Raw genomic sequence first — 24018 nt, 5'->3', positions numbered from 1 at the left:
CATCTTTTCTGGGGGAAGGCCATGTCAACTGCGAACAGTGAGGCGCACAGGATCCTGCGCCGCCGTCAGGTCGAAGAGATAACGGGGCTGTCACGTTCAACGATTTACCGGCGTATGCAGGCCGGAACATTTCCCCCGGCCGTGCCACTGGGTGGTCGCCTGGTGGGATGGCGCGCGGCGGACATTGAAAGGTTTCTGGAAAATCCCGCGCGTTACCGGGCGCCTGTGCCAGCGCGCGACGACGAAATGGCACATGCGTCAGGGCGCGCGCCATGAGTCGCGATCCCGCTTCGGCACCTCCGCGCCGGCGGCTGGAGAACTGGGGTAACGCATCGCGCGGCGCCTACGATCCGGTCGATGCGGCGCGGATCACGAAAGCATGGCGGACCCTGCATCCCCGGCATCGCGACCTGCTGCGCATGGTCTATCTCTGGCATGCGCCTCGGGAGGTAGTCTGCCGTCGGCTGCGTATACCGCGGCGCCCGGTCCAATGCTTTGAGTCCGAACTTGCCGCTGCACGGGCGGCGCTCGCACGGGTCCTGGATGGCGGGACCCAGGATTACCCAGGATCGTGAAGGCGGCTGATCGACCGGGACGGAGACAGATAGGGGGCCCATCGCCGAGCCAGCTCGTGCTGGTGCGCAGCTGGCATGTTGTGTTGGCGAGCGACGCCGCTGTAGCAGGGGACGTCAGGGTGAAGGTCTGGACGTGAAATTTTTTCGAGAACCCGTGGGAACACCTGGGAACACGTGGGTAAATGGAAGGACGGCGCTGTGCCTGAGGTCACTTGCAATGGGCGGCCCACTCGCCTAGATTGAAACCAACAATCTGATCCGGTCAACGTGCCACGCACGACCGAGTACGCGTTAGCGGCCCCGCAGTTCGATGTTTGTGCGACGACGTGGTGTGCCGTGACGCATTCGAAAAAAGCCTGCATCTGCAGGCTTTTGTGCTTTCTGGCGCTGATGCAATGATCCCCCGTTGGGCCCGCGGCCAGCCTCCCTGGCGCCGCGGGTTCCTTTTTCTTCGCAGGTTCATCGACCGCGGGCGCGGCTGAGGACGATGAACCATGAAATCGCTTGTGATCATTTCGGCAAAGGGTAATTCGGGCAGGACGCTGCTGACCTGCCTGCTTGCCCGTCACCTGCGCCGCATCAACCACTGGCGCGTGCTCGTGCTGGACCTGGCTGAGCCACCGCGCTGCGCACAGATGCTCGCCAGCCACGGACATGACACGACAGGCTCCGGCAACAGCGTGCCGGGTCTGCCGGAGCGCGCCCAACCCGTAACGGCTGGGCGCCTTCGCGTCCTCAGCGCCGACGCCGTCGACGGTCTGCGTTCGAGTGATGATCCCGCACGTACCCGCTATTACGCGAATCTCCGTCACCTGCTGTCTGCCGTGGGGCCATGGTTCGATGTGTGCCTGATCGATGCGCCGATCCTGCCGGACCTGCGTGCTGTCTGTGCGGAGGCGCTGGCGGATGCGGTGCTGAGCCCTCTCGCGATGTCACCGGAATGTGTCGAATGCGCGTCCGCGGTCATCAACGGCACATACGGAATCCGCAATGTCCGCGCGCGACTGAATCCGGCATTGCGCTTTGCCGGGCTTCTGCCGGTTGTCGATGTCCCTTCGCCGATGGAAGAGGCGTGGGTGAAGATGATGGAAACGACGCTGCGTGAATGGCTGATCGTGGACCAGGCCTTTCCCTACGGATACGCCTGGCTGCCTCGTCTGGGGTCCGTCGGGCGCATTAAAAAACGCCCGGTGCCGCACGGCCGGGCCGCCGCGCAGGACGTCCGGGTAGCCGAAGCGTCGCGGACGGTGACCGCCTGTCTGAATGTGCTCACACGGCGGCTTGATGCTATCGGGAACGATGCGGTGCACGCCCGTCGCGATGCGGAGGTGTGCGATGCATGACGGCGCCATCTCATTCGACGTTGCGGTCCCTGGTCGCGCGCAGCTGCGGGCGTTGCGCCGTTGGTCGACCGTCATCGCTGCGTTCGTCGGTGCATCAATCATGGCGCCTGGCACTGCCCGTGCCGGCGACTGGGGCTGCCAGGTGATCCTGTGCCTGTCCAATCCCGGTGGTCCCGAACAGTACGGTGAGTGCGTCCCGCCAATCGGGAGACTGTGGGCGGCCTTGCGCCACGGCGATCCTTTTCCGGCCTGCGACTTCGGCGCAGGCGGCTCACAGGGAACGTCGGCGGTGAACATCTTTGCGAGTGCCAGTTACTGCCGCGAGGATCTGCTGTACTGGGGTGGCCCCGAGCAGAGCGAGCTGCTGTGCAATGCGCGTGGGGCGATCAACGTCGAGATCAGCAGCGCACTGTACACGCGGGTCTGGTGGGATGCGAGAGGTGCGGACCGCACGATCACGGAGTTCTACGGGGCTGGCGGTACGGCGGTTCCGCATGAGCCGACCCAGTCGGCGCGCCTCTTTCTCGAGCGGGAGTACGAAAGCTCGGGCGGCCACGGAGGTGGCGAATGATTCCGCTCGCCGCATTTCTCGCCCTGACACAGCAGTGCGCGCCGGCCGTGGCGCCCGCCACGATGGCAGCCATCGTGCGGATCGAGTCAGGCTTTAACCCGTACGCGATCGGCGTGGTACGCGGCCGCCTCGAGCGGCAGCCCGCGAACCTCGATGAGGCCGTCGCGACCACACGCGCACTGGAGAGCGGCGGATGGAATTACAGCGCAGGACTCGCACAGGTGAACCACGCGAACTGGCTCCGGCTCGGGCTGACGCCGCAGGCCGCTTTCGATCCTTGCCGCAATCTCGCCGCCGGCGCGGCCATCCTCCAGGGCTGCTTCGAGCGCGCGAGGTTCAGGCATCCGGAAGCGCAGAGCGCATTGCGCGCCGGGCTGTCGTGCTACGCGAGCGGCGACTTTTCCACGGGTTTTCGTACGGGCTACGTGCAACGGGTCGTCGCTGACGCCGCGCGCCCGGATCCTGTGGTTTCTCCCATTACCACCGACATTCCACCCATTCGCGTCATTCCGTCCGGTCCGCAGGGCGCACGTTCCGGTGCCTTGCGCATCCACGATGGAACTCCTTCGACCACGGACGGCAGGCGAAATCGCCCGATCGGTGTACCCGGTGACATGACGCAGGAAAGTGCCGTCGTCTTCTGACGGAGCAGAACCGATATGTGTAACAGGAGCATTCCATGAAATCAGGACTACAGATGAAATGGATAGCGATCCGGTTGGCGTTGTGGTTTCTCGCGTCGGTGCTAACCGGTCGCAACGGGCTCGGGATTGCCGCTCTGTTGACGGTGACGGTGACGCCGGCATACGCGCAGCTCTCGCAGGTCAACACGCTGCTCACGACGATCCAGACCACGCTGCTCAGCGTGGGCGCGGTGGTGTGCTCGATCTCGATCATCTGGGCGGGCTTCAAGATGATGTTCCAGCACGCGCGCTTCGGCGACATTGCCAACGTGTTCATCGGCGGCCTGTTCGTGGGCTGCGCCACGGTGATCGCAGCGATGCTGATTCCGACGAGCTGATGCGGCAGGCGCACATGAATCCGCTCATGAATCCACTGAGGGATCCCGTCTTCAAGGGCTGCACGCGACCCGCGATGCTCTGGGGCGTGCCACTTGTGCCGTTCCTGATGGTAGGCGGCAGCATCCTGATTCCCGCGATCTGGGCGCTGCTCGCGAGTCCTCCGGTGGGTGTCGGCATCGTGCTGCTCCTCATCCCCGTCTTCGTCACGATGCGCTCGGTCACGCGCCACGACGACCAGCGCCTGGCGCAGTTCGCATTGTGCGTTCGTATGGTAGTTCGCCAGCGCAACCGTCGTTTCTGGGGCGCACACGCCTACGTGCCGGTCCGCATCAAGAGGAGAGGCTGAGATGAGCGCACAGCCGCAACTCATCGACGTGGCCGGGCGCGAGGTTGTGCTCGCGGACTTCGTGCCGTTTTCGTCGCACGTGACCGACCACGTAATCCGCACGCGAGAAGGGGACTACCTGCGTGTCTGGAAGATCGCCGGCATCGCCTTCGAAGCGGCTGATCCCGGTGACATCCTCGTGCGTCACGAAGGATTCAACCAGCTCGTGCGCAGCCTGCCGGGTGGTCACGTCGGCCTGTGGTCGCACCGGATCCGCCGGCGCGTGAGCGACCATTTCGCCACGCCGTACGGCAACCCGTTCTGCCAGGAGCTCGCGACTCGCTACTACGCGAGCTTTGCCGGCTACCGGATGATGGCCAACGAACTGTACCTGACGCTTGTGTACCGGCCGCACCGCACGCGCCTGGGGCGTCTTTTCAGTCAGGCGGCACGCCGCACGCCCGATGATATCCGGCGGGACCAGCAGGAAGCCCTGAAGGTGATGGCGGAGCTTGCCGCCCAGGTCGAATCCGGCCTGAAGCCTTGGGACCCGGTGCCGCTCGGTGTCTACAGGAAGCCGATCCGTTACACGCAGCGCCCCGTGCGTTTCTCAGCCGCGCTGGAGTTCCTGGGTTATCTCGTCAACGCCGCGTGGGAGCCCGTGCCCGTCCCGTCTGGCCGGATTGCGGAGGCGCTGCCGACTTCGCGGCTTTTCTTCCGGACCGAGAAGGTCGAGATCCGCATGCCAGGGGCGACGCGCTATGCGGCGCTACTCGATCTGAAGGACTATCCCGAGGAGACCGAGCCGGGGATGCTCGACGGTCTGCTCTACGGTGACTTCGAATACATCGAGACCCAGAGCTTCACGATTCTCGACCGTCCCACGGCGAAGGAGGCGCTCGAGCGTCAGCGCAACCAGCTGATTGCGGGCGAGGACGTGGCGGTGTCGCAGGTTCAGGCAATGGACCAGGCGCTGGACGACCTGATCAACGGTGATTTCGTCCTCGGTGAATATCACTGTTCGCTGGCCGTGCTCGGTGACGGGCCCGACGAGATCGCGCGGCACGTGGCGAAGGCGCGCACGCAGCTCGCCGATGTCGGCTTCCAGACGGCACTGGTGGACCTCGTGGCGGACGCGGCCTGGTTCGCCCAGTTGCCTGGTAACTGGCGCTACCGGCCACGCGAGGCGAAGCTCACGTCGCGCAATTTCTGTGGGCTCGCGAGCCTGCACAACTTCGCGACGGGCAAGCGCGACGGTAATCCGTGGGGCGAGGCGATCACGATCGTCAAGACGCCGAGTGGCCAGCCGCTATACCTGAACTTCCACGCGACGCCGGAGAAGAAGGAGTCCGCTGACGAGAAGGCGCTCGCCAACACGCAGATCATCGGCCAGGCGGGTGCCGGCAAAACGGTGCTGGAGCTGTTCCTCCTTGCGATGGCGATGAAGTATGGCCTCACCGGCGTCGTCTACGACAAGGACCGGGGCACCGAGATCGCGATCCGGGCGATGGGCGGCCGCTACACGGTGTTTCGACGGGGCGTCCCGACGGGACTTAATCCGTTCCAGCTCGATCCGGACGAAGCGGTGCTGGACTTCTGGGAGCGGCTGGTGCGCCGGCTGGTCCACACCGGCACGCTGCTGTCGGCGAAGGATGAACTCGACATTTCGCGTGCCGTGCGGGAGGTCGCACGCATGGAACGGCGGCTGCGGCGCCTGTCGATGGTCCGGCAACTCCTGCCGGCGGTGGGCGAGAACAGCCTGCATGCGCGCCTGACGAAATGGTGCGCCGGCGGCCGGCTCGGCTGGGTACTGGACAACCCGTCGGACCTGCTGGATTTTAGTCACAACCATCTTTTCGGCTTCGATGATACGGAACTGCTCGACGATCCGGAGGTGTCGACGCCCGTCACGATGTATCTGCTGCATCTGACGGAGAGCCTGATCGACGGGCGGCGCTTTGTGTATGTGATGACCGAATTCTGGAAGCGCCTGGGCGATCCGGTCTTCACGGATTTCGCAAAGGACAAGCAGAAGACGATCCGTAAGCAGAACGGTCTGGGTATCTTCGATACGCAGTCCCCGGCCGATGTGCTGCGTAGCGACATCGCGCGGGCGCTGGTCGAGCAGACGGCGACGTTCTTCTTCCTGCCGAACCCGCGTGCCGACTACGACGACTACGTGCAGGGCTTCAAGCTGACCGAGGCCGAATTCAATATCGTTCGGTCTCTCGGCGAGAATAGCCGCCTGTTCCTCATGAAGCAGGGCCACCGTTCGGCCATCGGCAGGCTGGATCTGGCCGGGCTCGGTGACGTGCTCGACGTCCTGTCGGGGACGACGGACAACGTCGAACTGCTCGACGGGATACGTGCCGAGATGGGCGACGATCCTGTCGCGTGGCTTCCCGTGTTTCATGAGCGGCTGGCGAAACGTCGTGCGACAGGGGCCGCCCCGAACGCGCCAGCCGGGCCTCTGTCGGGAAGAGGTGCACGATGAGCGGCCTTTTCACTTCAGTCGGCGGCACGCTCGAGAACGGAATGTCGGCGTATGTCACGAGCGTGTCCTCGGTCCTCTCCAGCGCGCTGGTGCCCGTGGTCACAACCGCCCTGACGATCTGGATCATCACGTACGGGTTCGCCGTGGTGCGCGGCGAGGCCCATGAGTCGGTACCTGCATTTGCGTGGCGTGGCCTGAAGGTGGCCATCATGCTCGCCTTTGCGCTCGGCGCGGGCATCTATCAGTCCCAGGTCGTCACAGCAGTCGAAGGGGCGACGACGGGCCTCGCCCAGACGATCCAGACCGCGGCGGCCAATGCCGGTGCAGGCAACCCTGGCTGTGGAACGGTGAGTGGCAGCAGCGTGACAGGCTCGAGCGCGTCCGCCATTTACCAGACGCTCGACTGCTATGACCGTCAGATTAATCTGGTGATGGATGCGTACTTCAACAAGGCAACGCACGAAGGCTTGAGTGTCAGCGGCTTTGTCGCAGGCATCGGTGATATGGCGGGCGGGTTCATCGTGGGGCTGGGCGGCGCCATTTTCCTGATGGTCCTGGCATTCGAGGTCACGATGGCAAGAATGCTGCTGGATCTGGTACTGGGGCTTGGGCCGGCCTTCATCGCCTGTGGCGCATTCGGCCCGACAGCGCGCTTTTTCGAGACGTGGACCGCGAAGGTCACGAACTATGCGCTGCTGCAGGTACTCATCGCAGCGTTTCTGGGCATGGCGCTCACGGCGTTCTCAGCCGATCTCGCGCCGTTCAACGTCACGGCTTCCTCGCCCGATACAAACGCTTCGGCGCTCGCTGCAGCAGGTCAGGCAGTGCTCACCGCTATAGCACCCTGGGGTGCGGCATTCGGCCTGTTCATCACGTCCCTGCTGCTGGCAACCATCGGCTGGCAGTTGCCGGCCGTCGCCTCGGGACTCGCCGGAGGCGCCACGCTGTCGGGGTTCAGTGCGTTTGTTGCCGGATTTGCGTCGCGTGGTGCCGTGAGAGGTCTCGGCTCGCTCGTCAGTCTTGGACACGGCCCGCGTCGGCCTGGTGGGCGGATTTCCAGCGGCAGCGGGCAAGCCGCTAGCGCGAACACGGGCGGCGGTGCAGGTCATATTCCTGCCTACCAGCGCGCTGCCCGCGAGCACCTCGGCGACCAGGATAACGCAGGAGGGTCATCGTCATGATCAGGTCATTCATGCAAACCGGTCTTGTCCCCTTCGTGGTGGTGATGATCGTCGCAACGATGCCGTCGGCCCATGCACAGGGCATCCCGGTCTTCGACGCGCAGAATGTGGTGCAGGCCATTGCGACCGTCGGGCAACTGAAGCAGGAAGTACAGCAGGAACTCCAGCTATACCAGTCGCTCAGTGGCACGCGCGGGTTTGGCGAACTGATGAGCAATCCGGTGCTGTCGAACTCGCTGCCGTCGAACTGGCAGTCGGTCTACACGGCGATCCAGAACGGCGGCTATGCGGGTCTGACGGGCAGCGCGCAGACGCTGCGCTCGGCGAGCGAGATCTATAACTGCGAAGATCAGAGCGGGATCGACCAGCAGGTCTGCCAGCGCGCGCTGAACAAGCCGTTCCAGGACAAGGCGTTCGGCACCCAGGCGTACCAGACGGAGTTGCAGGAGCTCGACCAGATCCAGGGCCTGATGCAGCAGATTGACGTCACGCAGGACCAGAAGGGCATCGCGGAGTTGCAGGCGCGCATCCAGATCGAGAACACGGCGGTCGGTAACGAGATGACGAAGCTGCAGCTCTTCCGGATGCTGGTCGATTCCGAAGACCGGCTGATTGCCGAGCAGCAGCAGGAGCTTGTGCTCAAGCGCGCCGGCAATACCGCACGGCTGCAGGACCAGATGGTGCCTGCGGGTTTTGGCAACTGAGTTTGGCCACTGAGTTCGAAAACCAAGGAGGCTGACATGATCCGGTCCGTCGTCGCAGTCCTGGTATTTCAATTAGTCATGCTTATTAATGGATGCTCCGGAAATCCACCCAAACCTGTCCTGCCGGATGGCTCGCACCGTGTGCCGGTGAACCGCGTGCCACCGGCTTACCCGTCCGATGGAGGCGGCCATGAGCAGTGAGCGTGACGCCTGTGAATCGGGTGACTATCGCCGGGCACTCGATTTTGAGGTGTCGGTCACGCATCTGCAGGAGCGCTCGGAGCGTCGGGCATGGCACGTGGCGGCGGCCTCCGTGGTGGTCGCGATCCTGTGCGCGGTCGCACTGGCTGTGATGGTTCCTTTCTACCGGGTCGTGCCGCTGCCGATCGAAGTCGACCGTCTGACCGGTGAGGCGCAGGTGATCGACGTGCTCGACGCGAAGCAGATGCACATGCGCGACATCGAGGACAAGCACTGGTTGGAAGTGTATGTGCGCTCGCGCGAGCGCTACGACTGGGGCCTGCTGCAGATGGACTACGACCGCGTGCTCGACATGAGCGACGACCGTGTCGCGCGGGATTACCGGGCGATCTACAGCGGTCCCGATGCACTGGACCGCCAGCTCGGGGCGAACACGCAGCGGCGGATCCGCATTCTCTCGACGACGCTCGTGCCGGACGAACCGGGTCGTGCTGTCGTGCATATCGAGCGCACGACGTGGAAGAACGGCATCGGTAACGCGGAACCTCCGCAGCGCTTCGTTATCACGCTCGCCTTCACTTACCGGCCATTCGTCTTCACGCGCGAACGCACGGCGATCGAGAACCCATTCGGGTTCAGGGTGACGGCGTATAGCCGCGATCCCGAATACACGCCTGCGGCGTCGGTGCCGGCATCGTCACCCGCTCCGGGAGGTGGGCGATGAGAGCGAACATGTTGATGAGAGCGGCCGCACTGGCGGCAGCGCTGGGTGCTGGCTCCCCCGGTGCCCGCGCCTACGATGTGCCGGGCTGGTCTGGCGACTCGCGCGTGCGACAGGTCGTGTACCGGCAGGACGAGGTGGTGCGGGTCATCGCGCAACGTGGGTTCGCCACGCACATCGCACTCGATCCGGCCGAGCGCATTCTCGTTGTGGCCCCAGGCGACCGGGATGGGTGGCAGGTAGTCGCAAACCGTGGCGACCACGATGTCTACCTCAAGCCGCAACTCGCCGCACACGACACGAATCTCGAAATCCGCACGGACCGGCACAGCTACAGCTTCGACCTGGTTGTGCTGCCGCTCAGGGCCCGTTTCGGCAACGACGAGGAGATGTACCGCATCACGTTCGTGTATCCGGACGCTGAGGCTGAGAAGACGAAGGCTGCAGACGGTGCGGCGCTCGTGCGCGAGCGCCTCGCCCAGCCGCCGGTGGTGCGTAACACCGCTTACTCGATGCAGGTGATGCCGCACTCGGAGGATATCGCGCCGACCGCGGCGTGGGACGACGGGCGCTTCACCTACATCCGCATTCCGGACAACCGCCGCATCCCGGCGATCTTCCGGGTGGCAGACGACGGCAGCGAGAGCGTCGTTGACCGGCACATGGAGGACGACGTGATCGTCGTGCACGAGGTGGCCCGGCGTCTCGTGCTGCGTCTGGGCGACGAGGTCGTCGGTCTGTGGAACGACGCGTTCGATGTGGACGGGGTGCCACCGGTGGACGGCACGACGGTGAGCGGTGTGAAGCGTGTCCTGCGGAGCGACGGCCATGAATGAGGAAACGCCGCGCAATGTGATTGCGCCCGGAGTGATGCCCGGGAGTGACCCGGCAAAGGTCACCGGTACCATAAACGGTGACCTTGGCGCACAGCCGGCCGATCGCGGCATGCCGGAGCTTGGACAGCAGGGCGGTCGCCCCCGTGCCTGGTGGCTCGCGCCACTACTTGTTGTCGTCCTCGTGATGGGCGGAGCGGTCTGGACGATCCACGGCTTCCTCGCGCGGCACGATGCGGCGGAGAAGGCGAGGCGGGATGCCGTCCAGGACCAGCCGGCCCAGGGGCGGGTATTCGCGGAAGGCAGCGCACCGGGGTCAGCGGCCGCCGCAGTGGCGAGTGGGCCAGGGGCAGTGGGCACGGGTGCGTCGGCACCCGCTGCCGTGGCGCCCCGCGAGGCGCCGGTACGTTCCGTATCCGCGCGCAGCTACTACGACGCGCCACTGCTCGCGAGCGGATCCAGTGGCCCGGCCAACGGAGGGGCCGATTCGGCTGCGTCAGCACCCGGTGCCTCGGGCGGCACGCAGCCAAACGTGATGCCCGTGGCCGGCGGCCTGTCCCAGGGCAGCAGTCCACTCGCCCAGCCTTTGACGCCGACGGTCACGCCCAAAGTGCGCGCGGGCTTTCTCGGCAACCGCAGCCTGATTCTTGCCGAAGGCGCCAAGATCGACTGCGCCGGTGATACGGCATTTGATTCGACCCAGGCGGGTATCTCGACCTGCACGGTGACCAAGAACGTCTATTCGGATGACGGCCATGTGGTGCTGATCGAGCGCGGCTCGCAGATCAACAGCGAATACCGCTCGAACCTGGCGCCCGGACAGAAGCGGGTGTTCATCCTGTCGGCGCGTATCAGGACGCCCGAAGGGGTCACGGTCGAGATCGATTCTCCTGCGGCGGACGCGCTAGGACGCATCGGCGTGAGCGGCTACGTGAACAACCACTGGGGCGAGCGTATCGGCGCGGCCATGCTGCTCGGCATGACGCAGGATGCGATCGGCTATCTCGCGACGCGTGGCGGCAACAGCAACGGCTCGGTCGTGTTCGAGAACACACAGCAGCAGGGCAATGACATGGCCTCGCGCGTGCTCGACAGCACGATCAACATTCCGCCCACACTGACGCAGAACCAGGGGGCCGAGGTCACGATTATCGTCGCCCGGGATCTGGACTTCAGTCCGGTCTACGCGCTGGAGCCGGGGGGTACGCGATGAACGCGTCGGTCCATATCCTGAGCGAAGCGCCGGTACTGGCCGACGGTCTGCTGCCGAGGCTGGCAGAGGATGCTTCGGTGCGCGAGCTGATGCGCCCGCTCGCGGCACTGCTCGAAGACCCGGCTCTCACGGAGCTGGTGATCAACCGGCCGCAGCGGGTGCTGACCGAAACCCATCTCGGATGGCAGGCTCATGACTGTGCGGACCTCGACTTCGAGCGCCTGATGTCATTCGCGGTGGCGATCGCCACGCTCACGAACCAGGAGGTCTCGGCGCTGCATCCGGTGCTCTCCGCGCTGCTGCCCGGTGATGCGCGTGTCCAGATCGTGATCCCGCCGGTGGTGCCTCCGCGAACTGTGTCGGTAACGATCCGCCGTCCGTCTTCGCGCGAGAAGACGCTCGACGCCTACGAAACTGAGGGCCTGTTCGCGATGACTACGTGGCACTGTCCGGCTGGACTTGATGAGGCGATGCCCGCACTGCGCTCCCGGGATCGTGAACTCGTCAGGTGCCTCCGGGCGCGCGAGTTTCCGGCGTTCTTCGATCTGGCGGTGCGCGGCCGGGTGAACCTCGTGATCGTGGGCAGCACCGGCTCGGGCAAGACGAGTTTCATGAAGACGCTGTGCCGGTACATCCCGGCCACCGAACGCATCGTGACGATCGAGGATGTGCGCGAGCTCTTCATCCGTCACATCGAGAACTGCGTCCACCTGATCTACAGCAAGGGAGGGCACGGCCAGGCGCGGGTGACGCCTGCGGATCTGATTGCAAGCACGATGCGCATGCGCCCTGACCGTGTGCTGCTCGCCGAATTGCGGGGCAGTGAAGCGTACGACTTCCTGAAGCTGCTGACGACAGGGCACTCCGGTTCGATCACGAGCTATCACGCGTCGAGCGCATCGGTTGCCATCGAGCGGTTCGCGCTGATGGCGAAGGAACACCCCGAAGCCGCCACATGGGACGACGCGGCACTGCGCCGGCTGCTCTTCATGACGATCGACGTGGTAGCGCACATGGAGACCACCGCGCTCTTCGATGAATCTGGCGCGCAGATCGGCCGGCGCTGGTCGATGACGGAGGTCTGGTTCGATCCGCTGCGTCGCCATGAGGCGGACTATCGCGCGGATTCCTGGTGAAAGGGGAACAGGCCATGGACATCGGAAAGGCAACTGGAACGGGACGGTCAGCCATCAGGGGGATCGGGTACCACGCGATGCTTGCACTGGTCACGCTTGCGGTCTTTGCCGCGGCGGCAGCCGGGCTGACGCTTGCCCTCTGGCTGGCTTCGCTTTTCTTCGTCGCGAGCCAGCACGGCAACCCGCTTCATGCCGGGTTTCATGCGTGGCCGGATGCCGCGCTGGCCTGGCATGACGGACGTCTGCCGAAGCAGGGGCGGCGGCTCGCCGGCGCCGCGCTGTTAGGCGTGCTGCTGGCGTTTGGCGCGCCCGCGCTCGGCGTGTACACGCTTCTGGAACAGTCCGGTCGCCGGCGCCTCTACGGCAGCGCGCGGTTCGCAAATGAGGCGGACATCCGCCGGGCAGGCCTGCTATGAGCACGATGGCGACTTCAGGCGAATATTCAGGCGGACACGGTGGGCCTCCCCTGGTCGTGGGCGTCTGGCGTGGCCGCTATCTGCGGTTCAGCGGGCAGCAGTTTGTGCTGCTGGCGGCACCGGCCCGTTCGGGCAAGGGCGTGGGCATCGTGGTGCCTAACCTGCTCAGCTATCCGGACTCGGTGGTTGTGCTCGATATCAAGCAGGAGAACTTCAATCTCACCGCGGGCTACCGTCGTGCAAACGGGCACGACGTGTACCTGTTCAGTCCGTTTGCGGAGGACGGTCGTACGCACCGGTATAACCCGCTATCGGCGATCTCGGATGGCGTATTCCGCGTTGGCGACATCCTTTCGATCGGCTACGCGTTGTATCCCGTCGGCGGTCACGACGACTTCTGGAAGGACCAGGCACGCAATCTCTTTCTCGGCATCGTGCTGCTGCTGTGCGAGTGGCGTGATGCGCGCCGCGCCGGCAACATTGATGTGCCCGACAGCCCGGTGACGATGGGAGAAGTACTGCGGCAGTCATCGGGCAACGGCATGCCGGTCAAGGCATACCTGCAGCAGGCGCTGCTGCAGAACCGGCGGTTGCTCAGTGGCGCGTGCGTCGATGCGCTCAACCGCTTTCTCGCGAATGACGACAAGGTACTCGCGAGCATCCTCGCGACCTTCAATGCGCCGTTGACGATCTGGGCCAATCCGATCGTTGATGCCGCGACGAGTGCCAATGACTTCGACCTGCGCGACGTGCGCAAACGGCGCATGTCGGTCTACGTCGGGATCACGCCGGACCACCTGAGCGAGGCGGCGCTCCTCGTCAACCTCGTGTTCTCGCAACTCGTCAACCTGAATACTCGGCAGCTGCCCCAGGACAATCCGCAGCTGAAGGTCCAGTGCCTGCTGCTGATGGACGAATTCACATCGGTCGGCAAGATCCACATCATCGCCCGGGCCGTCGCCTACATGGCGGGTTACAACCTGCGCCTGCTCTCGATCGTGCAGTCGGTCTCCCAGCTCGAGTCGGTCTATGGCCGGGCGGATGCCAGGACGTTCGTTACCAATCACGCGATGCAGATCATCTACGCGCCGCGTGAGCAGAAGGACGCGAACGAATACTCGGAGATGCTCGGTACCTTCACGGACCGCTCGCGCAGTGTGAGCCGGTCGAACGCGATCTTCGGCGGCCGAGGCGGGTCAAGCGAGAGTTTTTCCGAGCAGCGCCGTCCGCTGCTGCTGCCGCAGGAACTCAAGGAGCTCGGGCGGGACAGGGAAATCATCCTGCTCGAAAACACCAAGCCGATCCTCGCTGACCGGATCTGCTATTGGCGCGATCCTGTTTTCACGTCGCGCCTGGTGGCTGCGCCAGCGATTCCAGCGATGGATCTCGTGCGTTTCGTCGCCCAGGTCGAGCGGCGGGTAAGGGATGTGCAACTGGACGACGTGGACGAAGCCGGTGTGATGCACATCTCCCCGGAGTATCTGGAAGTGCTGCAGGCCTGGGATCCACGCGATCTGCCACGGCATCTCAACGACGTGAGCGACGAAGAGGCGGTTGCCTACGTCGAGCGGCACTTCATGCTGCTGGGCGTGCCAGTTGGGCGCGTTGCGGTGGCTGCACGGCGGCTGTCGCCGTCTGATCTCGACGTCGCGGAGCTGCGCCCCACGGAAGGCGCGCCGGGGCGCAAGGCCAGGCGCGCCTCCGGCGTACCGCGTACGCAACGTGGGCGAGCCGCATCGCGCACGGCTGACGGCTCGAACGTCGTGCCGCGCCATGGAGAACGCCGATGAATGCGCGGTATCTGAGTGAAGAAGAGCGAGCGCGTGCGGCGCTGGCCACGATCCCGGCCGAGGACTACGCGACATGGGTCGATATGGCGTTCGCCCTCAAGCAGGGTTTTGGCGAGGCCGGCTTCGACATCTGGGACGAGTGGAGCCGCACCGCCCACAACTACAGCGAGCGTGCGGCGCGGGTGACCTGGCGTTCGGCCGGCGAGTCGGGCGGCAAGACGCTTGCCTCTCTCTTCTGGCTCGCACAGCAGCACGGTTTCGATGTGCGGGCCTCGCGCGCGGCGATGGATCCCGCAGACAGGTCGCGCATGCTGCCAGTCCGTCCGTCCGTGGATAGGGCGCGGCACGATGCCCAGATTGAGGCTCGCGTGCGCGCGCGGCAGGCGGCCGCCGCGCAGGACTCGCTGGCGATCTGGAAGTGGGCCCGGCCGGTGGGCCCCGGACATCCGTATCTCGAACGCAAGCAGGTGAGGGCAGTCCCGACACTGCGTGAGCTGGAGGCCGAAGAACTGCATGCGCTGCTCGGATACGCGCCGCGCAGTGCCGAGGAGCCGCTCACGGGCCGCGTGCTGGTGGTGCCGGTCCGCATCGGCGAGACCCTTTCGACGCTGGAACTGATCGATGCCGAAGGACGCAAGTCGGCTCTCGCGGGCGGTGCGAAGTCGGGCGGCTACTGGGTGGTGGAACCGGGCCAGTTCTGCGACGGTGCTGTGACACCGATCCTGATTGCCGAGGGCGTCGCAACGGCACTGGCAGTGTGGCAGGCGACCGGCTGGTTCAGCGTCGCGGCACTGTCGAGCGGCAACCTTCGGCCGGTGGCGGCGATGTGGCGCGGCCGGTACCCGGAAGCGGAGATGCTCGTGCTCGCCGATCTCGGTGCCGGATATGAGCAGGCGAGGCAGGCCGCGCTCGGCACGTCATCGCTGCTGGCCGAGCCACGCTTCGCGCCGCAGGCACGGATTGCCGGTGACGTGCCGACTGATTTCGATGACATGGTGGTGCTGTCCGGGCCGGATGTCGTTGGTGAGCTTTTACGGGAGTCGCTGTACGGAGCACCGGAGCGAGATGTAGCGGGTGGAGAAGCCGACGGACAGGCCATGATTGCACAGGGATCGGACGACGCACTGAAGCAGGACCATGCACTGAAGGAGGACCATGCAATGGGCAATGTGAAAGAGAAACTCGTGGGTGATGGAGATGTGTCGGGTAGGCGCCGTACTTCGCGTCGTCGGACCGGCCATCAGGACGCGCCGGAACCGACGCAGCAGGAAAGCACCGTACCTGCACCGGAACCGGCAACTGCGCAGGCACAGTCGCAGCCGCCGGAACCGGACCGGCGGGAAGCCGATGCGCCGAAGCCTGCTCCCGCGCCGGAGCGCGGTGTGGTAGCGCCGGCGCGCCGTCAGGTAGGCGAACCACTGTACGGACTCGACGAGGTACCGGGCGAGATCAGGGCACTCGCACAGCACCGCTTCGGCGCGCAAACCCGCATGGCGGCGCCCCGCGAGAACGGTGGCCCGTACCGCGGCGAGGTATTCAACACCGAGCACTACCTGATCCAGGAGGTGTCCATCCGCAGCGTTGTATTCCACGTGAAGTCGAACATGGAGTTTGTCTCGGACCGCCTGCGGTGGATGGACGAGAACCAGCGTCTCAATGGCGCAGAGGTGCAGGTCGGCTACGACGGCGCACGGGCGAAAGTGTATCCGTGGGACCGTGCGCGCGACCTGCTCGAGCGCACGGTGGCATCGCTGAAGAAGTCCGCCCGCGAGGTGGGTTTCGGTAACGACCTCGACGCAACGCTTGACCAGCTGCAGGCCACGTCGTGGACGCGGGTGAGGGAGGCACGGGCGGCGGCACTCGCCCAGTCGAAGGAGCACGCCGGCCGCGAGCAGGAACAGGGACTGGGGCAGCAACGCTGAGCGGGCGACGCTCTGCCCGTCAGCGCAGAGATCAGAGGGAGATCCATGATGGATGAAACCGCAACTTCTTCCGGCCCACGTGCAGACGAACCGGTCATCAACGTGATTGAGCCGGACCCGCCGCCTGGCCCGAATCCGCAGGGCGCGCAGCGCGTCGATCAGACCGCGGCCGACGCACTGGCCGCACGCCGGCGCCGCGAGTTCGATGCAGCGCGGGCGCGGCTGCGCGATCAGGCCGTCCAGGCGGGCGCGCCGTCGCAGGCTGCAGAACAGCAACGGGCACCGCAGCAGGAGGCGCTCCATCGTAGCAGTGACACATCCACCATGCGATGGGCGCCGCTTGGCAATCCGCCGGAGATGGTGCGAAAGCGCTACCTGCGGGCGGGTAACCAGTATTTCCTCAAAGACGCGCCGCATCGGCTCGCGTTCGAGGATATCGGTCCTTACCTCGTGACGGAGCACAACCGCCCCGATGTGGTCGAGTCGATGGTGGACATGGCCCGTGCGAAGGCATGGGGACGTATCCGTGTATCGGGTCACGAGCAGTTCCGCCGCGAGGTGTGGGTTCAGGCCACGCTGATCGGCATCGAGGTGAGCGGATACGAGCCGAAGGCAGTCGACGTGGCGCGTCTGAGCGAAGCCCGTCGTGACCGGATGACGAATCGCATCGACGTGACTCAAACGCCTCCGGCCGCGCCAGTTCCTGCGAATCGACCGGAAGCGCCCGATGCGGCGCCTGGCCCCATGGAATCACAGGCGGCGCAACCAGCAAGGCGCGATGCTCCCAGACAGCCAGAGGCTCGTGCGTCGGCTCCGCCCGCGCCCGTGGAGCCGTCCCGAACCACTCCCACCTCCGAAACGGGGTCGCGCGTTGCCGAGTCCGAGGGGCCGGAGCGGCAGCGCTATATGGGCGAACTGGTCGAGCACGGCGGTGCGCCCTATCAGCACAATCCTGCACGTAGCGACTCGTATTACGTCGTCTATCGCGATACGGGTGGCGCGGACCATGTCGTGTGGGGTGTGGATCTGAGACGGGCCGTGGCGGACTCCGGCGCGCTCGCCGGACACCAGGTCGTGCTCGAAAACCTCGGCCGGCGTCTCGTGACAGTGGCGGTCCCGGTTCTCGACGCGACGGGAAATGTGATCGGCGAAGAGGAAAAAGAGGTCTATCGCAATACGTGGCAGGTCGATGTCGTGGGTCAGGAGCGGACGCAACTGGATCCCGAGGCTCGCGGCAGAAAGGACGACGCGGGAAGGAGTGAGACTGCCGCGCCGGAAACCCCGGAGCAGGCACAGGCCGCCCGCCGACGTGAGCCTTCGGCCATGTCGCCCGCGGAGCGTGCCGTGCAGATGGCGGTGCTGACCGCTGCGATGCGGCAGCAGGGTTTCAGCGAGCGATCGATTGCGCGCGTGCAGCAACGTGCGCAGCGGCTGCTGACCGCCTTCGAGTCCGAGGGCGTCGCCGTTCCGCGACCCCGCGTGTTTGATCCGGAGGCGCCCTCTACGCGCAGTCGCCGCACCCGCACGGCTGCGGAGCGCGTACCGACCCGGGAGGTCGAACGCGGACCATCCGAACCCGCACCTCCGTCGCTGTAGGAGCACAGGCATGGCCACGCGTGCGCGACTGTGTGTGGATCTCGGGCGAGCGAAATCACGCTGGGAGGTATGGTGTGCCCTTCACGGTGTAACGGCGGCCGATGGCGTCCGGCACCTGGTCCACGGTGTGCTGAGCCAGGACGAGTCGCCAGACGGGGTGCCTGGGCCTGAACATCGTCGCCTGCAGGTCGACGGGCATCGCGAACGCATCGAAATCCGTCTCACCCAGGAGGAACTCGAAGTGGCCAGACGACGTGCAGTGACTGGTGGAATGAATGTCAATCGCTGGATAGTTGCGGTGATCCGCGCGCAGCTCGTGCATGAGCCGCAACTGGGCGAGCGCGAGATGCGACTGCTTGCGCACTCGAACCAGCATCTGGCCATGATTGTGACGTTGCTCGGTCGGGCGCAGGCAAGCGGCGGTGCCCGCGACGCGGCGCACGTGCTTGAGGACACGCGTGCCGTGATTGATACACACCTGCGCACAGTTACACAGGTGCTGCGCGCCAACCTCGATCGCTGGAGCCGCTAGCATGTCGTTCCCGAAGACATACGTCGACCAGATGCTGCTGAACTGGGGGGACCGGCTTTTTCATGATCCGCTGCGGCACGTGCGTGCGCCACGCATGTCACGCGGGGAGCTTCAACGCGATGTACGACGCATGCGCGAGCAGCTTGCCCGCACGCTCAGGCGCACCCCCGAGGTGATGGTCAAGATCACGAACAAGGAGTCGGGCGCGCAGGGCATGGGCGCGGTGCGCCGTCATCTGCGCTACATCTCGCGTAATGGCAAGGTCGAACTCGAGGATCAGGACGGGATGACCATGCTCGGCCGCGAGGCACTGCACGATCTGACTGATGCGTGGCACCTCGGTGGCTGGGGTATCCCGGAAGAAAGCCGCAGGCGAGAGGTGTTCAACGTGCTGCTCTCGATGCCGCCGGGCACGGATCGGCTGGCGGTGCGCAACGCCGCGCGCGCGTTTGCGGCTGCGGAACTCGGCGACGGCAGACGGTATGTTTTTGCCGCGCACAATGACGAGGCGCATCCGCACGTGCATCTGAGCGTGCAGGTACGCGGAGCGGATGGGAAGCGTCTCAACCCGCGCAAGCGCGACCTGCAACGCTGGCGCGAGCGGTTCGCAATGCAGTTGCGCGAGCATGGTGTGGAGGCCAATGCGACGAGGCGATTCGCTCGGGGCGAGACCCGGCGCTATCCGAAACAGGCTGTTGTGCATATGACGGCGCGCGGCGAAACAGCGCATTACTGGAGATCGGAGCTGGATGAACTGGCCCGTCGAGCCTTGTGGGACGCCCACGCTGGGTCGCTCGAAGCATGGCAAGGCGTGATTCATGCGATGGCCGGATCGCAGAGTGCCGATGACCGGAGCCTCGCAGCAATGGTTACGGACTTCGTGCAGACGATGCCCATTCTGCGCGATCGGCCCGGCATGGGTCGCACCCACTCGAATGAAGTAGAGCGTCGTTGCGCCCCCTTGCACGAGCGCGGATTACGTGGCGCAGAGCGGAGCGAGATCCAGCGGGAACTGTTTCCCGACGATCCGGATGTGCAGATGGAGCGCTGACCAGAGGAACTGTCAATGCCGATGCCGATCATTCCGTGGATAGGCGGCAAGCTGCGGCTCGCCGACGTGCTCATTCCGCGATTTCCTCCGCACCGCTGCTACATTGAGGTGTTTGCCGGTGCGGCGGCGCTGTTTTTCATGCGCCAACCGGCTGAGGTCGACTTGCTGAACGACGTGAACGATGACCTTGTGAATCTTTACCTTGTGGTGCAGCATCATATCGAGGAGTCTGTGAGGCATTCAAGTGGGCCTTGACTAGTCGCGAGGTGTTCAGGTGGCTGAGCGATACACCAGTGCACACACTCACCGACATCCAGCGTGCAGCACGTTTCTACTATCTGCAGCAGAACTGCTTCGGTGGCCGCGTTGAAGGGCGGACATTCGGCGCGGCGACGACCTCTCCACCGGGGCTGAAGCTTCTGCGAATTGAGAAGACGTTGTCGGCGGCCCATCTCAGGCTGTCGGGGGCATATATCGAAAAAGCTGGACTGGTACGACTGCGTCTCTCACTACGATCGGGCTCCGAACTTTCTTCTACCTCGCCCCCCTTACTGGGAAGCAGAGGGCTACGGTTTGCCGTTTGAATATGATCAGTATGAGCGCATGGCTTTAGAACGCTGGTCGATATCCAGTACATCGTTGGCGGTACGGGCAATACTGCACCGCGCAGCGAATTCATTATCTACAGCTGTGACAGGGCAAAAGACCCCGTGGGACTGTTCTGATTTTGGAGTGGCCCCGAGCGCAATTGATGCTCGTGCAAACCCGGACCGGTGCGGTGTCTTGAGTCGTAGCGAAACGGGAATATGCGTTGCACGCTCTCAGGAATCGACGAACCACGCAGGTCCCGCCTTGTGTGATGCGATGACCATGACCACCATCGCGACTGCAAGCAGGGAAAAGCTGGCGACGGCCAACGGGAAGAACAGTGCAAACAGAAGGGCCGACCCTCCAACGCCGTAAAGCAGATCTGTATCGCGAATGTTCTCGTAAAGCAGCCATGCTGTTGCAGCGAGGCCAAGGGAAAGCAGAATGAGTCCGTCGGACAGGGGCGTGTGATGGAGTGTTGCGTTAGCCCAGAAGTAAAGTCCCCACCAGATCAGGTTAATTGCGATGGCCGTGATCCAGAAGCTTCGCAGCGTGAAGAGCGAATGGCCGAAGCGGCGCCGGCAAACCCGGTTGAACAGCTGGATACCCTTTGCTATCGCGATTACAGCCGCTGCGATCAGCGCAAGTTGTAGCCAACCCATGATCTGCTCCTTTGGGCATGGAATGCTTCGTCAAACCCCTCTGGTCAGGTCATGAGGCTGACACTTGAGCGAAGTTTCATCTGCCAAATATAGACGTTTGACTGACGAATGCAAAGTAGCATTAGCTCGACACAATAATAGCGCCATGGCCCTGTCTGATCATCGACCGCAAGAGCGCCCGATCAAGCCGAACCGCCGCCATCAGGTTCTGGTCCAACGCCCTGGATCATTCATTGTCATCGAGGACAGCGGAGCCTCAGCGCATTGCGGGTCGCGAAGGAGGTGGCCCCGGGCCATTACTCTGACGGCGGCGGCCTCTACATGCAGATCGCGGACAGTGGTGCGCGTTCGTGGGTGTTCCGGTTCAAGCTTGGCGGGCGTGTGGGGGAGATGGGTCTCGGACCGCTTTCGCGCGTCTCGCTTGGCGAGGCGCGCAAACTCGCCGCCGAATACCGTGACATGGTCAGAGAGTTGACTGATCCCATCCTCGCGCGGCGTGAGCAACAGCGTAGATAGTTGCTCGATACCTCGTCGGATGCCAACCTGACATTCCGTGAGACGGCCGAAGCGTTTATCCGTGTGCAAGAACCTCATTGGCGAAGCCGCAAGCATGTGCAGCAGTGGCGCAACACACTCAGCAGGTACGCATATCCGGTGATCGGGGAAGTCCGGGTGCGCGACATCGACACCGCGATGATCGTACGGATTCTCCAGCCGATCTGGACGAAAAAGGCGGAGACTGCGCGTCGCGTGCGTGGCCGCATCAAGGCCATCCTCGACGCCGAGACTGTGATGGGCCATCGCACCGGCAGCAACCCGGCACGGTACGTTGACCATCTGCAACTCGTGTTGCCGCGGTCGAAGAAGCGCTCGCAGGTAAGACACCACCCGGCGCTTCCATGGGAAGATATCCCGGGTTTTGTGCGTCAACTTGAGCAACGTCCCCGGCGCGCGGCACGGGTTCTGCACCTGCTCATCCTCACGGCAACCCGCACGAACGAGGTGCGCTTCGCGCGGCCAGAGGAATTCGATCTGGACAGCCGTGTCTGGTCAATTCCCGGCGACCGTACGAAAAGTGGTCGGCCGCTTCGCGTGCCGCTCTGTGAGCGGGCCGTGGAGATTGTGCGCAGCGCGCTGCCCAAGGCGAAATACGGATATCTCTTCCCGGGTTGCAAGGAAGGCCGTCCATTGTCGAACATGGCGATGCTGATTCTTCTGAAACGCATGTCACGGCACGGGATCACCGTGCATGGTTTCCGGTCGACGTTCCGCGACTGGGTGGCGGAATGCACGGAATACCCGGATTCGCTCGCCGAAGAGGCACTCGCCCACGTCATCGTTTCGCAGACGGTGGCGGCTTACCGGCGTCGCGACCAGCTCGAGCGTCGGCGGCTGATGATGGAGGACTGGGGAAGGTACCGCGGCAACGAGCACGAGAAAACTGCGTCAACGGCGTCGGCTGTACCGCAAGCGTTCGCTGCATAGCTGTCGGTGTACGTTGAGAAATCAGGATCGTTCGATGGGTGGGTTGCCATCGCTCATTGGGCATTGATGACGGGAGCGGGTATGCATGCAAGGGACTTTTCGATGCGTATTGCTAAGTGGAATAATTGAATGGGGTGCAGGTGGTAGGAGGTTCAAATCCTCTCGCCCCGACCAAAGAAATCAAGGCCTTACAAGCAATGCTTGTGAGGCCTTTTTCTTTGGCTTTCAGAATAGTGCCACTTTTAGGCCACTCCAGTATCGGGAACGCGATGGAAGTTCTGGGTACGTAGGGGAATCGGCTGAACATGTCCCGCCCGCGGAGTCAGCGGGCGAGGGCTTCGTGGCGGCTCAATCATTTTGCGAGACTGTCGGGGCAGCGGAGCGTCTTCGTTTTTGGGCGCTCTATCGCACGGATTTCACACAGGTGAACTCATCCCACTGGTTGGCTACCTGATAAAAATCGGAAGGATTCGGCTTCGTATCCGCTTGTCAAAGCGAGGCTTCACTTCTTCGCCGCATGAGATGGGAACTCTTGGGAACCGGGGGGACGATGCCAGCGAGACACGACTCTGAGTTTGCGCAATTTCATTCTCGGCGGGGTATTTGTCACGCTCCGAATTGCGGTCTAGATTGCTATATGTCCGGTTCGTGTCGGACGCTTTCAGAAGGAGTCTGGCGATGGCTGATCAATTCCTTGAGAATCTGGCAAAGCAACGTTTGATTCGCCTTCGCGAGGTGCGTCTGCGTGTTGGTCTGGGCACAAGTACTGTCTATCGGTATCTGGCCGAAGGTAAATTTCCACGGCCAGTACAAATCGGTGGTGGTAGGGTTGCATGGCTAGAGACCGACGTTGATGCATGGATTGTAGACCGCGTTGAGGCCAGCGGGCGCGGAGCAACCTAGCTTGGTTCCGTTCTGTCGCGGCGGTTTGCGTGATATTAGAAGCCGTCGGAGCGACAGAACGCGGACTTGCGGAAGCTTGAGTTGCTCGGTCATACTGCTGCAATGAATGCTTCGTTTTCCTTTTTAATTCGCCATTCGCCTTCAGCAGGAGCAATTCCCGTAGCAGTCCATACTGTTCCGAGGCCGCGCCCGGAAGGTTGCCACATGAATCTTGCGGGGTTTCTTCTTGTGTCGGACCTGCCCGCCAAGTACCCTCCAATCTCAAGCAGGAGTAGGCGACAACGGATTAAGAGTCCTACTTCCCGTAATCAGGTATCGACGCAAAGCGCAGTCAAATCAATGACTTGCATCGGTGGCCACCACTTTAACTGGCTGCGCTTTTCGATCTATTCGCGGCAATTCGTGCCTACTGTGGTCAAGTTTTGGTCAAGGTGCCTTGCACGTGTCATGGATCGGCGTAATGGCGCGAGTTTGAGGTGAAGTAAGCCTCGTTCGAATCGCCCAGATTTCGCGCAGCTTCAACGGGGCCTTCTGGCCAGTCATCCTTCCTTTGTTTCACGGCGTCCGACGGGTGCTGGAAGAATTAAGCGTTTCCATGTCTACATCCTCTTCAACTAAGGGAGATCGATTTTGCGCGCTGCGCAGCGGTCGCTCTTTGACCCAGAGTGTGTGAAAACGCATTGATCGCCTAAACTGAATTAACGCGTTCAGACTGGGTGACTCATGAAGCGATTCGTTGAAGGCGATGACCGCA

General features: G+C 63.8%; 21 protein-coding genes and 3 pseudogenes. 22 read left to right on the top strand and 2 right to left on the bottom strand.

What is annotated here, in order from left to right:
• Nucleotides 1–21 precede the first annotated feature (21 nt).
• The 20 genes and pseudogenes from ACZ9H4_RS31470 to ACZ9H4_RS31375 all read left to right on the top strand — a co-directional run bounded on the left by ACZ9H4_RS31470 (nucleotide 22) and on the right by ACZ9H4_RS31375 (nucleotide 20351).
• Complete coding sequence (locus tag ACZ9H4_RS31470) at nucleotides 22–276, top strand: helix-turn-helix transcriptional regulator (RefSeq protein WP_408147988.1); 255 nt, start codon at nucleotides 22–24, stop codon at nucleotides 274–276.
• Between the two features lie 793 nt (nucleotides 277–1069).
• Entirely contained in the window at nucleotides 1070–1918 is an 849-nt protein-coding gene (locus ACZ9H4_RS31465; protein ID WP_408328301.1) for a ParA family protein, read from the top strand.
• Complete coding sequence (locus ACZ9H4_RS31460; protein WP_408328304.1) at nucleotides 1911–2489, top strand: hypothetical protein; 579 nt, start codon at nucleotides 1911–1913, stop codon at nucleotides 2487–2489. Before ACZ9H4_RS31465 ends, ACZ9H4_RS31460 begins: the two co-directional genes overlap by 8 nt.
• A complete protein-coding gene (locus ACZ9H4_RS31455; protein ID WP_408147994.1) occupies nucleotides 2486–3133 on the top strand; it encodes a lytic transglycosylase domain-containing protein in 648 nt (215 codons plus the stop codon). The genes ACZ9H4_RS31460 and ACZ9H4_RS31455 overlap by 4 nt, the downstream gene beginning before the upstream one ends.
• Nucleotides 3134–3168: 35 nt before the next feature.
• Complete coding sequence (locus ACZ9H4_RS31450; protein WP_408328307.1) at nucleotides 3169–3510, top strand: TrbC/VirB2 family protein; 342 nt, start codon at nucleotides 3169–3171, stop codon at nucleotides 3508–3510.
• 26 nt (nucleotides 3511–3536) lie between these two features.
• On the top strand, nucleotides 3537–3857 hold the full coding sequence (locus ACZ9H4_RS31445) for a VirB3 family type IV secretion system protein (RefSeq protein ID WP_408147998.1): 321 nt from the start codon (nucleotides 3537–3539) through the stop codon (nucleotides 3855–3857).
• A gap of 1 nt (nucleotide 3858) precedes the next feature.
• Nucleotides 3859–6330, top strand: a complete 2472-nt coding sequence (locus ACZ9H4_RS31440; protein ID WP_408328309.1) for a VirB4 family type IV secretion/conjugal transfer ATPase — start codon at nucleotides 3859–3861, stop codon at nucleotides 6328–6330.
• Entirely contained in the window at nucleotides 6327–7511 is a 1185-nt protein-coding gene (locus tag ACZ9H4_RS31435; protein ID WP_408148002.1) for a TrbL/VirB6 family protein, read from the top strand. The genes ACZ9H4_RS31440 and ACZ9H4_RS31435 overlap by 4 nt, the downstream gene beginning before the upstream one ends.
• An 11-nt stretch (nucleotides 7512–7522) precedes the next feature.
• Nucleotides 7523–8215 carry a P-type DNA transfer protein VirB5 gene (gene virB5, locus ACZ9H4_RS31430; protein ID WP_408148027.1) on the top strand — a complete coding sequence of 231 codons (693 nt, stop codon included), beginning with the start codon at nucleotides 7523–7525 and terminating at the stop codon, nucleotides 8213–8215.
• Nucleotides 8216–8405: 190 nt separating this feature from the next.
• Nucleotides 8406–9140, top strand: coding sequence for a VirB8 family type IV secretion system protein (locus ACZ9H4_RS31425; protein ID WP_408328312.1), 735 nt, complete (start codon nucleotides 8406–8408; stop codon nucleotides 9138–9140).
• 14 nt (nucleotides 9141–9154) lie between these two features.
• The gene (locus ACZ9H4_RS31420; RefSeq protein ID WP_408328324.1) at nucleotides 9155–9973 is read left to right on the top strand and encodes a TrbG/VirB9 family P-type conjugative transfer protein; all 819 of its coding nucleotides are present in this window, start codon (nucleotides 9155–9157) and stop codon (nucleotides 9971–9973) included.
• The gene (gene virB10 / locus ACZ9H4_RS31415) at nucleotides 9966–11183 is read left to right on the top strand and encodes a type IV secretion system protein VirB10 (RefSeq protein WP_408328315.1); all 1218 of its coding nucleotides are present in this window, start codon (nucleotides 9966–9968) and stop codon (nucleotides 11181–11183) included. The genes ACZ9H4_RS31420 and virB10 overlap by 8 nt, the downstream gene beginning before the upstream one ends.
• Nucleotides 11180–12319: a P-type DNA transfer ATPase VirB11 gene (virB11, locus tag ACZ9H4_RS31410; protein ID WP_408157479.1), complete on the top strand. Its 1140-nt coding sequence runs from the start codon at nucleotides 11180–11182 to the stop codon at nucleotides 12317–12319. The genes virB10 and virB11 overlap by 4 nt, the downstream gene beginning before the upstream one ends.
• Nucleotides 12320–12333: 14 nt before the next feature.
• A complete protein-coding gene (locus ACZ9H4_RS31405) occupies nucleotides 12334–12735 on the top strand; it encodes a hypothetical protein (protein ID WP_408148031.1) in 402 nt (133 codons plus the stop codon).
• Complete coding sequence (locus ACZ9H4_RS31400; RefSeq protein ID WP_408148009.1) at nucleotides 12732–14525, top strand: type IV secretory system conjugative DNA transfer family protein; 1794 nt, start codon at nucleotides 12732–12734, stop codon at nucleotides 14523–14525. Before ACZ9H4_RS31405 ends, ACZ9H4_RS31400 begins: the two co-directional genes overlap by 4 nt.
• Nucleotides 14522–16447, top strand: a complete 1926-nt coding sequence (locus ACZ9H4_RS31395) for a PriCT-2 domain-containing protein (protein WP_476122445.1) — start codon at nucleotides 14522–14524, stop codon at nucleotides 16445–16447. Before ACZ9H4_RS31400 ends, ACZ9H4_RS31395 begins: the two co-directional genes overlap by 4 nt.
• A 45-nt stretch (nucleotides 16448–16492) precedes the next feature.
• Nucleotides 16493–18043, top strand: coding sequence for an LPD7 domain-containing protein (locus tag ACZ9H4_RS31390; RefSeq protein WP_408148013.1), 1551 nt, complete (start codon nucleotides 16493–16495; stop codon nucleotides 18041–18043).
• Nucleotides 18044–18053: 10 nt separating this feature from the next.
• Complete coding sequence (locus tag ACZ9H4_RS31385; protein WP_408148015.1) at nucleotides 18054–18575, top strand: plasmid stabilization protein; 522 nt, start codon at nucleotides 18054–18056, stop codon at nucleotides 18573–18575.
• A 1-nt stretch (nucleotide 18576) separates the two neighbouring features.
• Nucleotides 18577–19626, top strand: a complete 1050-nt coding sequence (locus tag ACZ9H4_RS31380; RefSeq protein ID WP_408148017.1) for a relaxase/mobilization nuclease domain-containing protein — start codon at nucleotides 18577–18579, stop codon at nucleotides 19624–19626.
• A 15-nt stretch (nucleotides 19627–19641) separates the two neighbouring features.
• Nucleotides 19642–20351: pseudogene (locus ACZ9H4_RS31375) on the top strand (DNA adenine methylase).
• A 96-nt stretch (nucleotides 20352–20447) separates the two neighbouring features.
• Here ACZ9H4_RS31375 and ACZ9H4_RS31370 read toward each other — a convergent pair.
• A complete protein-coding gene (locus ACZ9H4_RS31370; RefSeq protein WP_408148019.1) occupies nucleotides 20448–20876 on the bottom strand; it encodes a hypothetical protein in 429 nt (142 codons plus the stop codon).
• 228 nt (nucleotides 20877–21104) lie between these two features.
• Between ACZ9H4_RS31370 and ACZ9H4_RS31365 the strand changes: the two are divergent.
• Nucleotides 21105–22361, top strand: a pseudogene (locus tag ACZ9H4_RS31365) (tyrosine-type recombinase/integrase).
• 678 nt (nucleotides 22362–23039) lie between these two features.
• The gene (locus tag ACZ9H4_RS31360; RefSeq protein WP_408148021.1) at nucleotides 23040–23264 is read left to right on the top strand and encodes a helix-turn-helix transcriptional regulator; all 225 of its coding nucleotides are present in this window, start codon (nucleotides 23040–23042) and stop codon (nucleotides 23262–23264) included.
• A gap of 483 nt (nucleotides 23265–23747) precedes the next feature.
• Here ACZ9H4_RS31360 and ACZ9H4_RS31355 read toward each other — a convergent pair.
• Nucleotides 23748–23861, bottom strand: a pseudogene (locus ACZ9H4_RS31355) (integrase); the annotation flags it as partial.
• Between the last annotated feature and the right edge of the window lie 157 nt (nucleotides 23862–24018).

The sequence above is a fragment of the Paraburkholderia sp. TE9906 genome (assembly GCF_056279605.1).
The sequence above is the reverse complement of the archived record's forward strand: the minus strand, read 5'-3'. Positions and strand labels throughout refer to the sequence as shown.

Coding starts and splice junctions, on each gene's coding strand:
- ACZ9H4_RS31470 (WP_408147988.1), top strand. CDS start 22: ATGTCAACTGCGAACAGTGAGGCGCACAGGATCCTGCGCCGCCGTCAG.
- ACZ9H4_RS31465 (WP_408328301.1), top strand. CDS start 1,070: ATGAAATCGCTTGTGATCATTTCGGCAAAGGGTAATTCGGGCAGGACG.
- ACZ9H4_RS31460 (WP_408328304.1), top strand. CDS start 1,911: ATGCATGACGGCGCCATCTCATTCGACGTTGCGGTCCCTGGTCGCGCG.
- ACZ9H4_RS31455 (WP_408147994.1), top strand. CDS start 2,486: ATGATTCCGCTCGCCGCATTTCTCGCCCTGACACAGCAGTGCGCGCCG.
- ACZ9H4_RS31450 (WP_408328307.1), top strand. CDS start 3,169: ATGAAATCAGGACTACAGATGAAATGGATAGCGATCCGGTTGGCGTTG.
- ACZ9H4_RS31445 (WP_408147998.1), top strand. CDS start 3,537: ATGAATCCACTGAGGGATCCCGTCTTCAAGGGCTGCACGCGACCCGCG.
- ACZ9H4_RS31440 (WP_408328309.1), top strand. CDS start 3,859: ATGAGCGCACAGCCGCAACTCATCGACGTGGCCGGGCGCGAGGTTGTG.
- ACZ9H4_RS31435 (WP_408148002.1), top strand. CDS start 6,327: ATGAGCGGCCTTTTCACTTCAGTCGGCGGCACGCTCGAGAACGGAATG.
- virB5 (WP_408148027.1), top strand. CDS start 7,523: ATGCAAACCGGTCTTGTCCCCTTCGTGGTGGTGATGATCGTCGCAACG.
- ACZ9H4_RS31425 (WP_408328312.1), top strand. CDS start 8,406: ATGAGCAGTGAGCGTGACGCCTGTGAATCGGGTGACTATCGCCGGGCA.
- ACZ9H4_RS31420 (WP_408328324.1), top strand. CDS start 9,155: ATGAGAGCGGCCGCACTGGCGGCAGCGCTGGGTGCTGGCTCCCCCGGT.
- virB10 (WP_408328315.1), top strand. CDS start 9,966: ATGAATGAGGAAACGCCGCGCAATGTGATTGCGCCCGGAGTGATGCCC.
- virB11 (WP_408157479.1), top strand. CDS start 11,180: ATGAACGCGTCGGTCCATATCCTGAGCGAAGCGCCGGTACTGGCCGAC.
- ACZ9H4_RS31405 (WP_408148031.1), top strand. CDS start 12,334: ATGGACATCGGAAAGGCAACTGGAACGGGACGGTCAGCCATCAGGGGG.
- ACZ9H4_RS31400 (WP_408148009.1), top strand. CDS start 12,732: ATGAGCACGATGGCGACTTCAGGCGAATATTCAGGCGGACACGGTGGG.
- ACZ9H4_RS31395 (WP_476122445.1), top strand. CDS start 14,522: ATGAATGCGCGGTATCTGAGTGAAGAAGAGCGAGCGCGTGCGGCGCTG.
- ACZ9H4_RS31390 (WP_408148013.1), top strand. CDS start 16,493: ATGATGGATGAAACCGCAACTTCTTCCGGCCCACGTGCAGACGAACCG.
- ACZ9H4_RS31385 (WP_408148015.1), top strand. CDS start 18,054: ATGGCCACGCGTGCGCGACTGTGTGTGGATCTCGGGCGAGCGAAATCA.
- ACZ9H4_RS31380 (WP_408148017.1), top strand. CDS start 18,577: ATGTCGTTCCCGAAGACATACGTCGACCAGATGCTGCTGAACTGGGGG.
- ACZ9H4_RS31370 (WP_408148019.1), bottom strand. CDS start 20,876: ATGGGTTGGCTACAACTTGCGCTGATCGCAGCGGCTGTAATCGCGATA.
- ACZ9H4_RS31360 (WP_408148021.1), top strand. CDS start 23,040: ATGGCTGATCAATTCCTTGAGAATCTGGCAAAGCAACGTTTGATTCGC.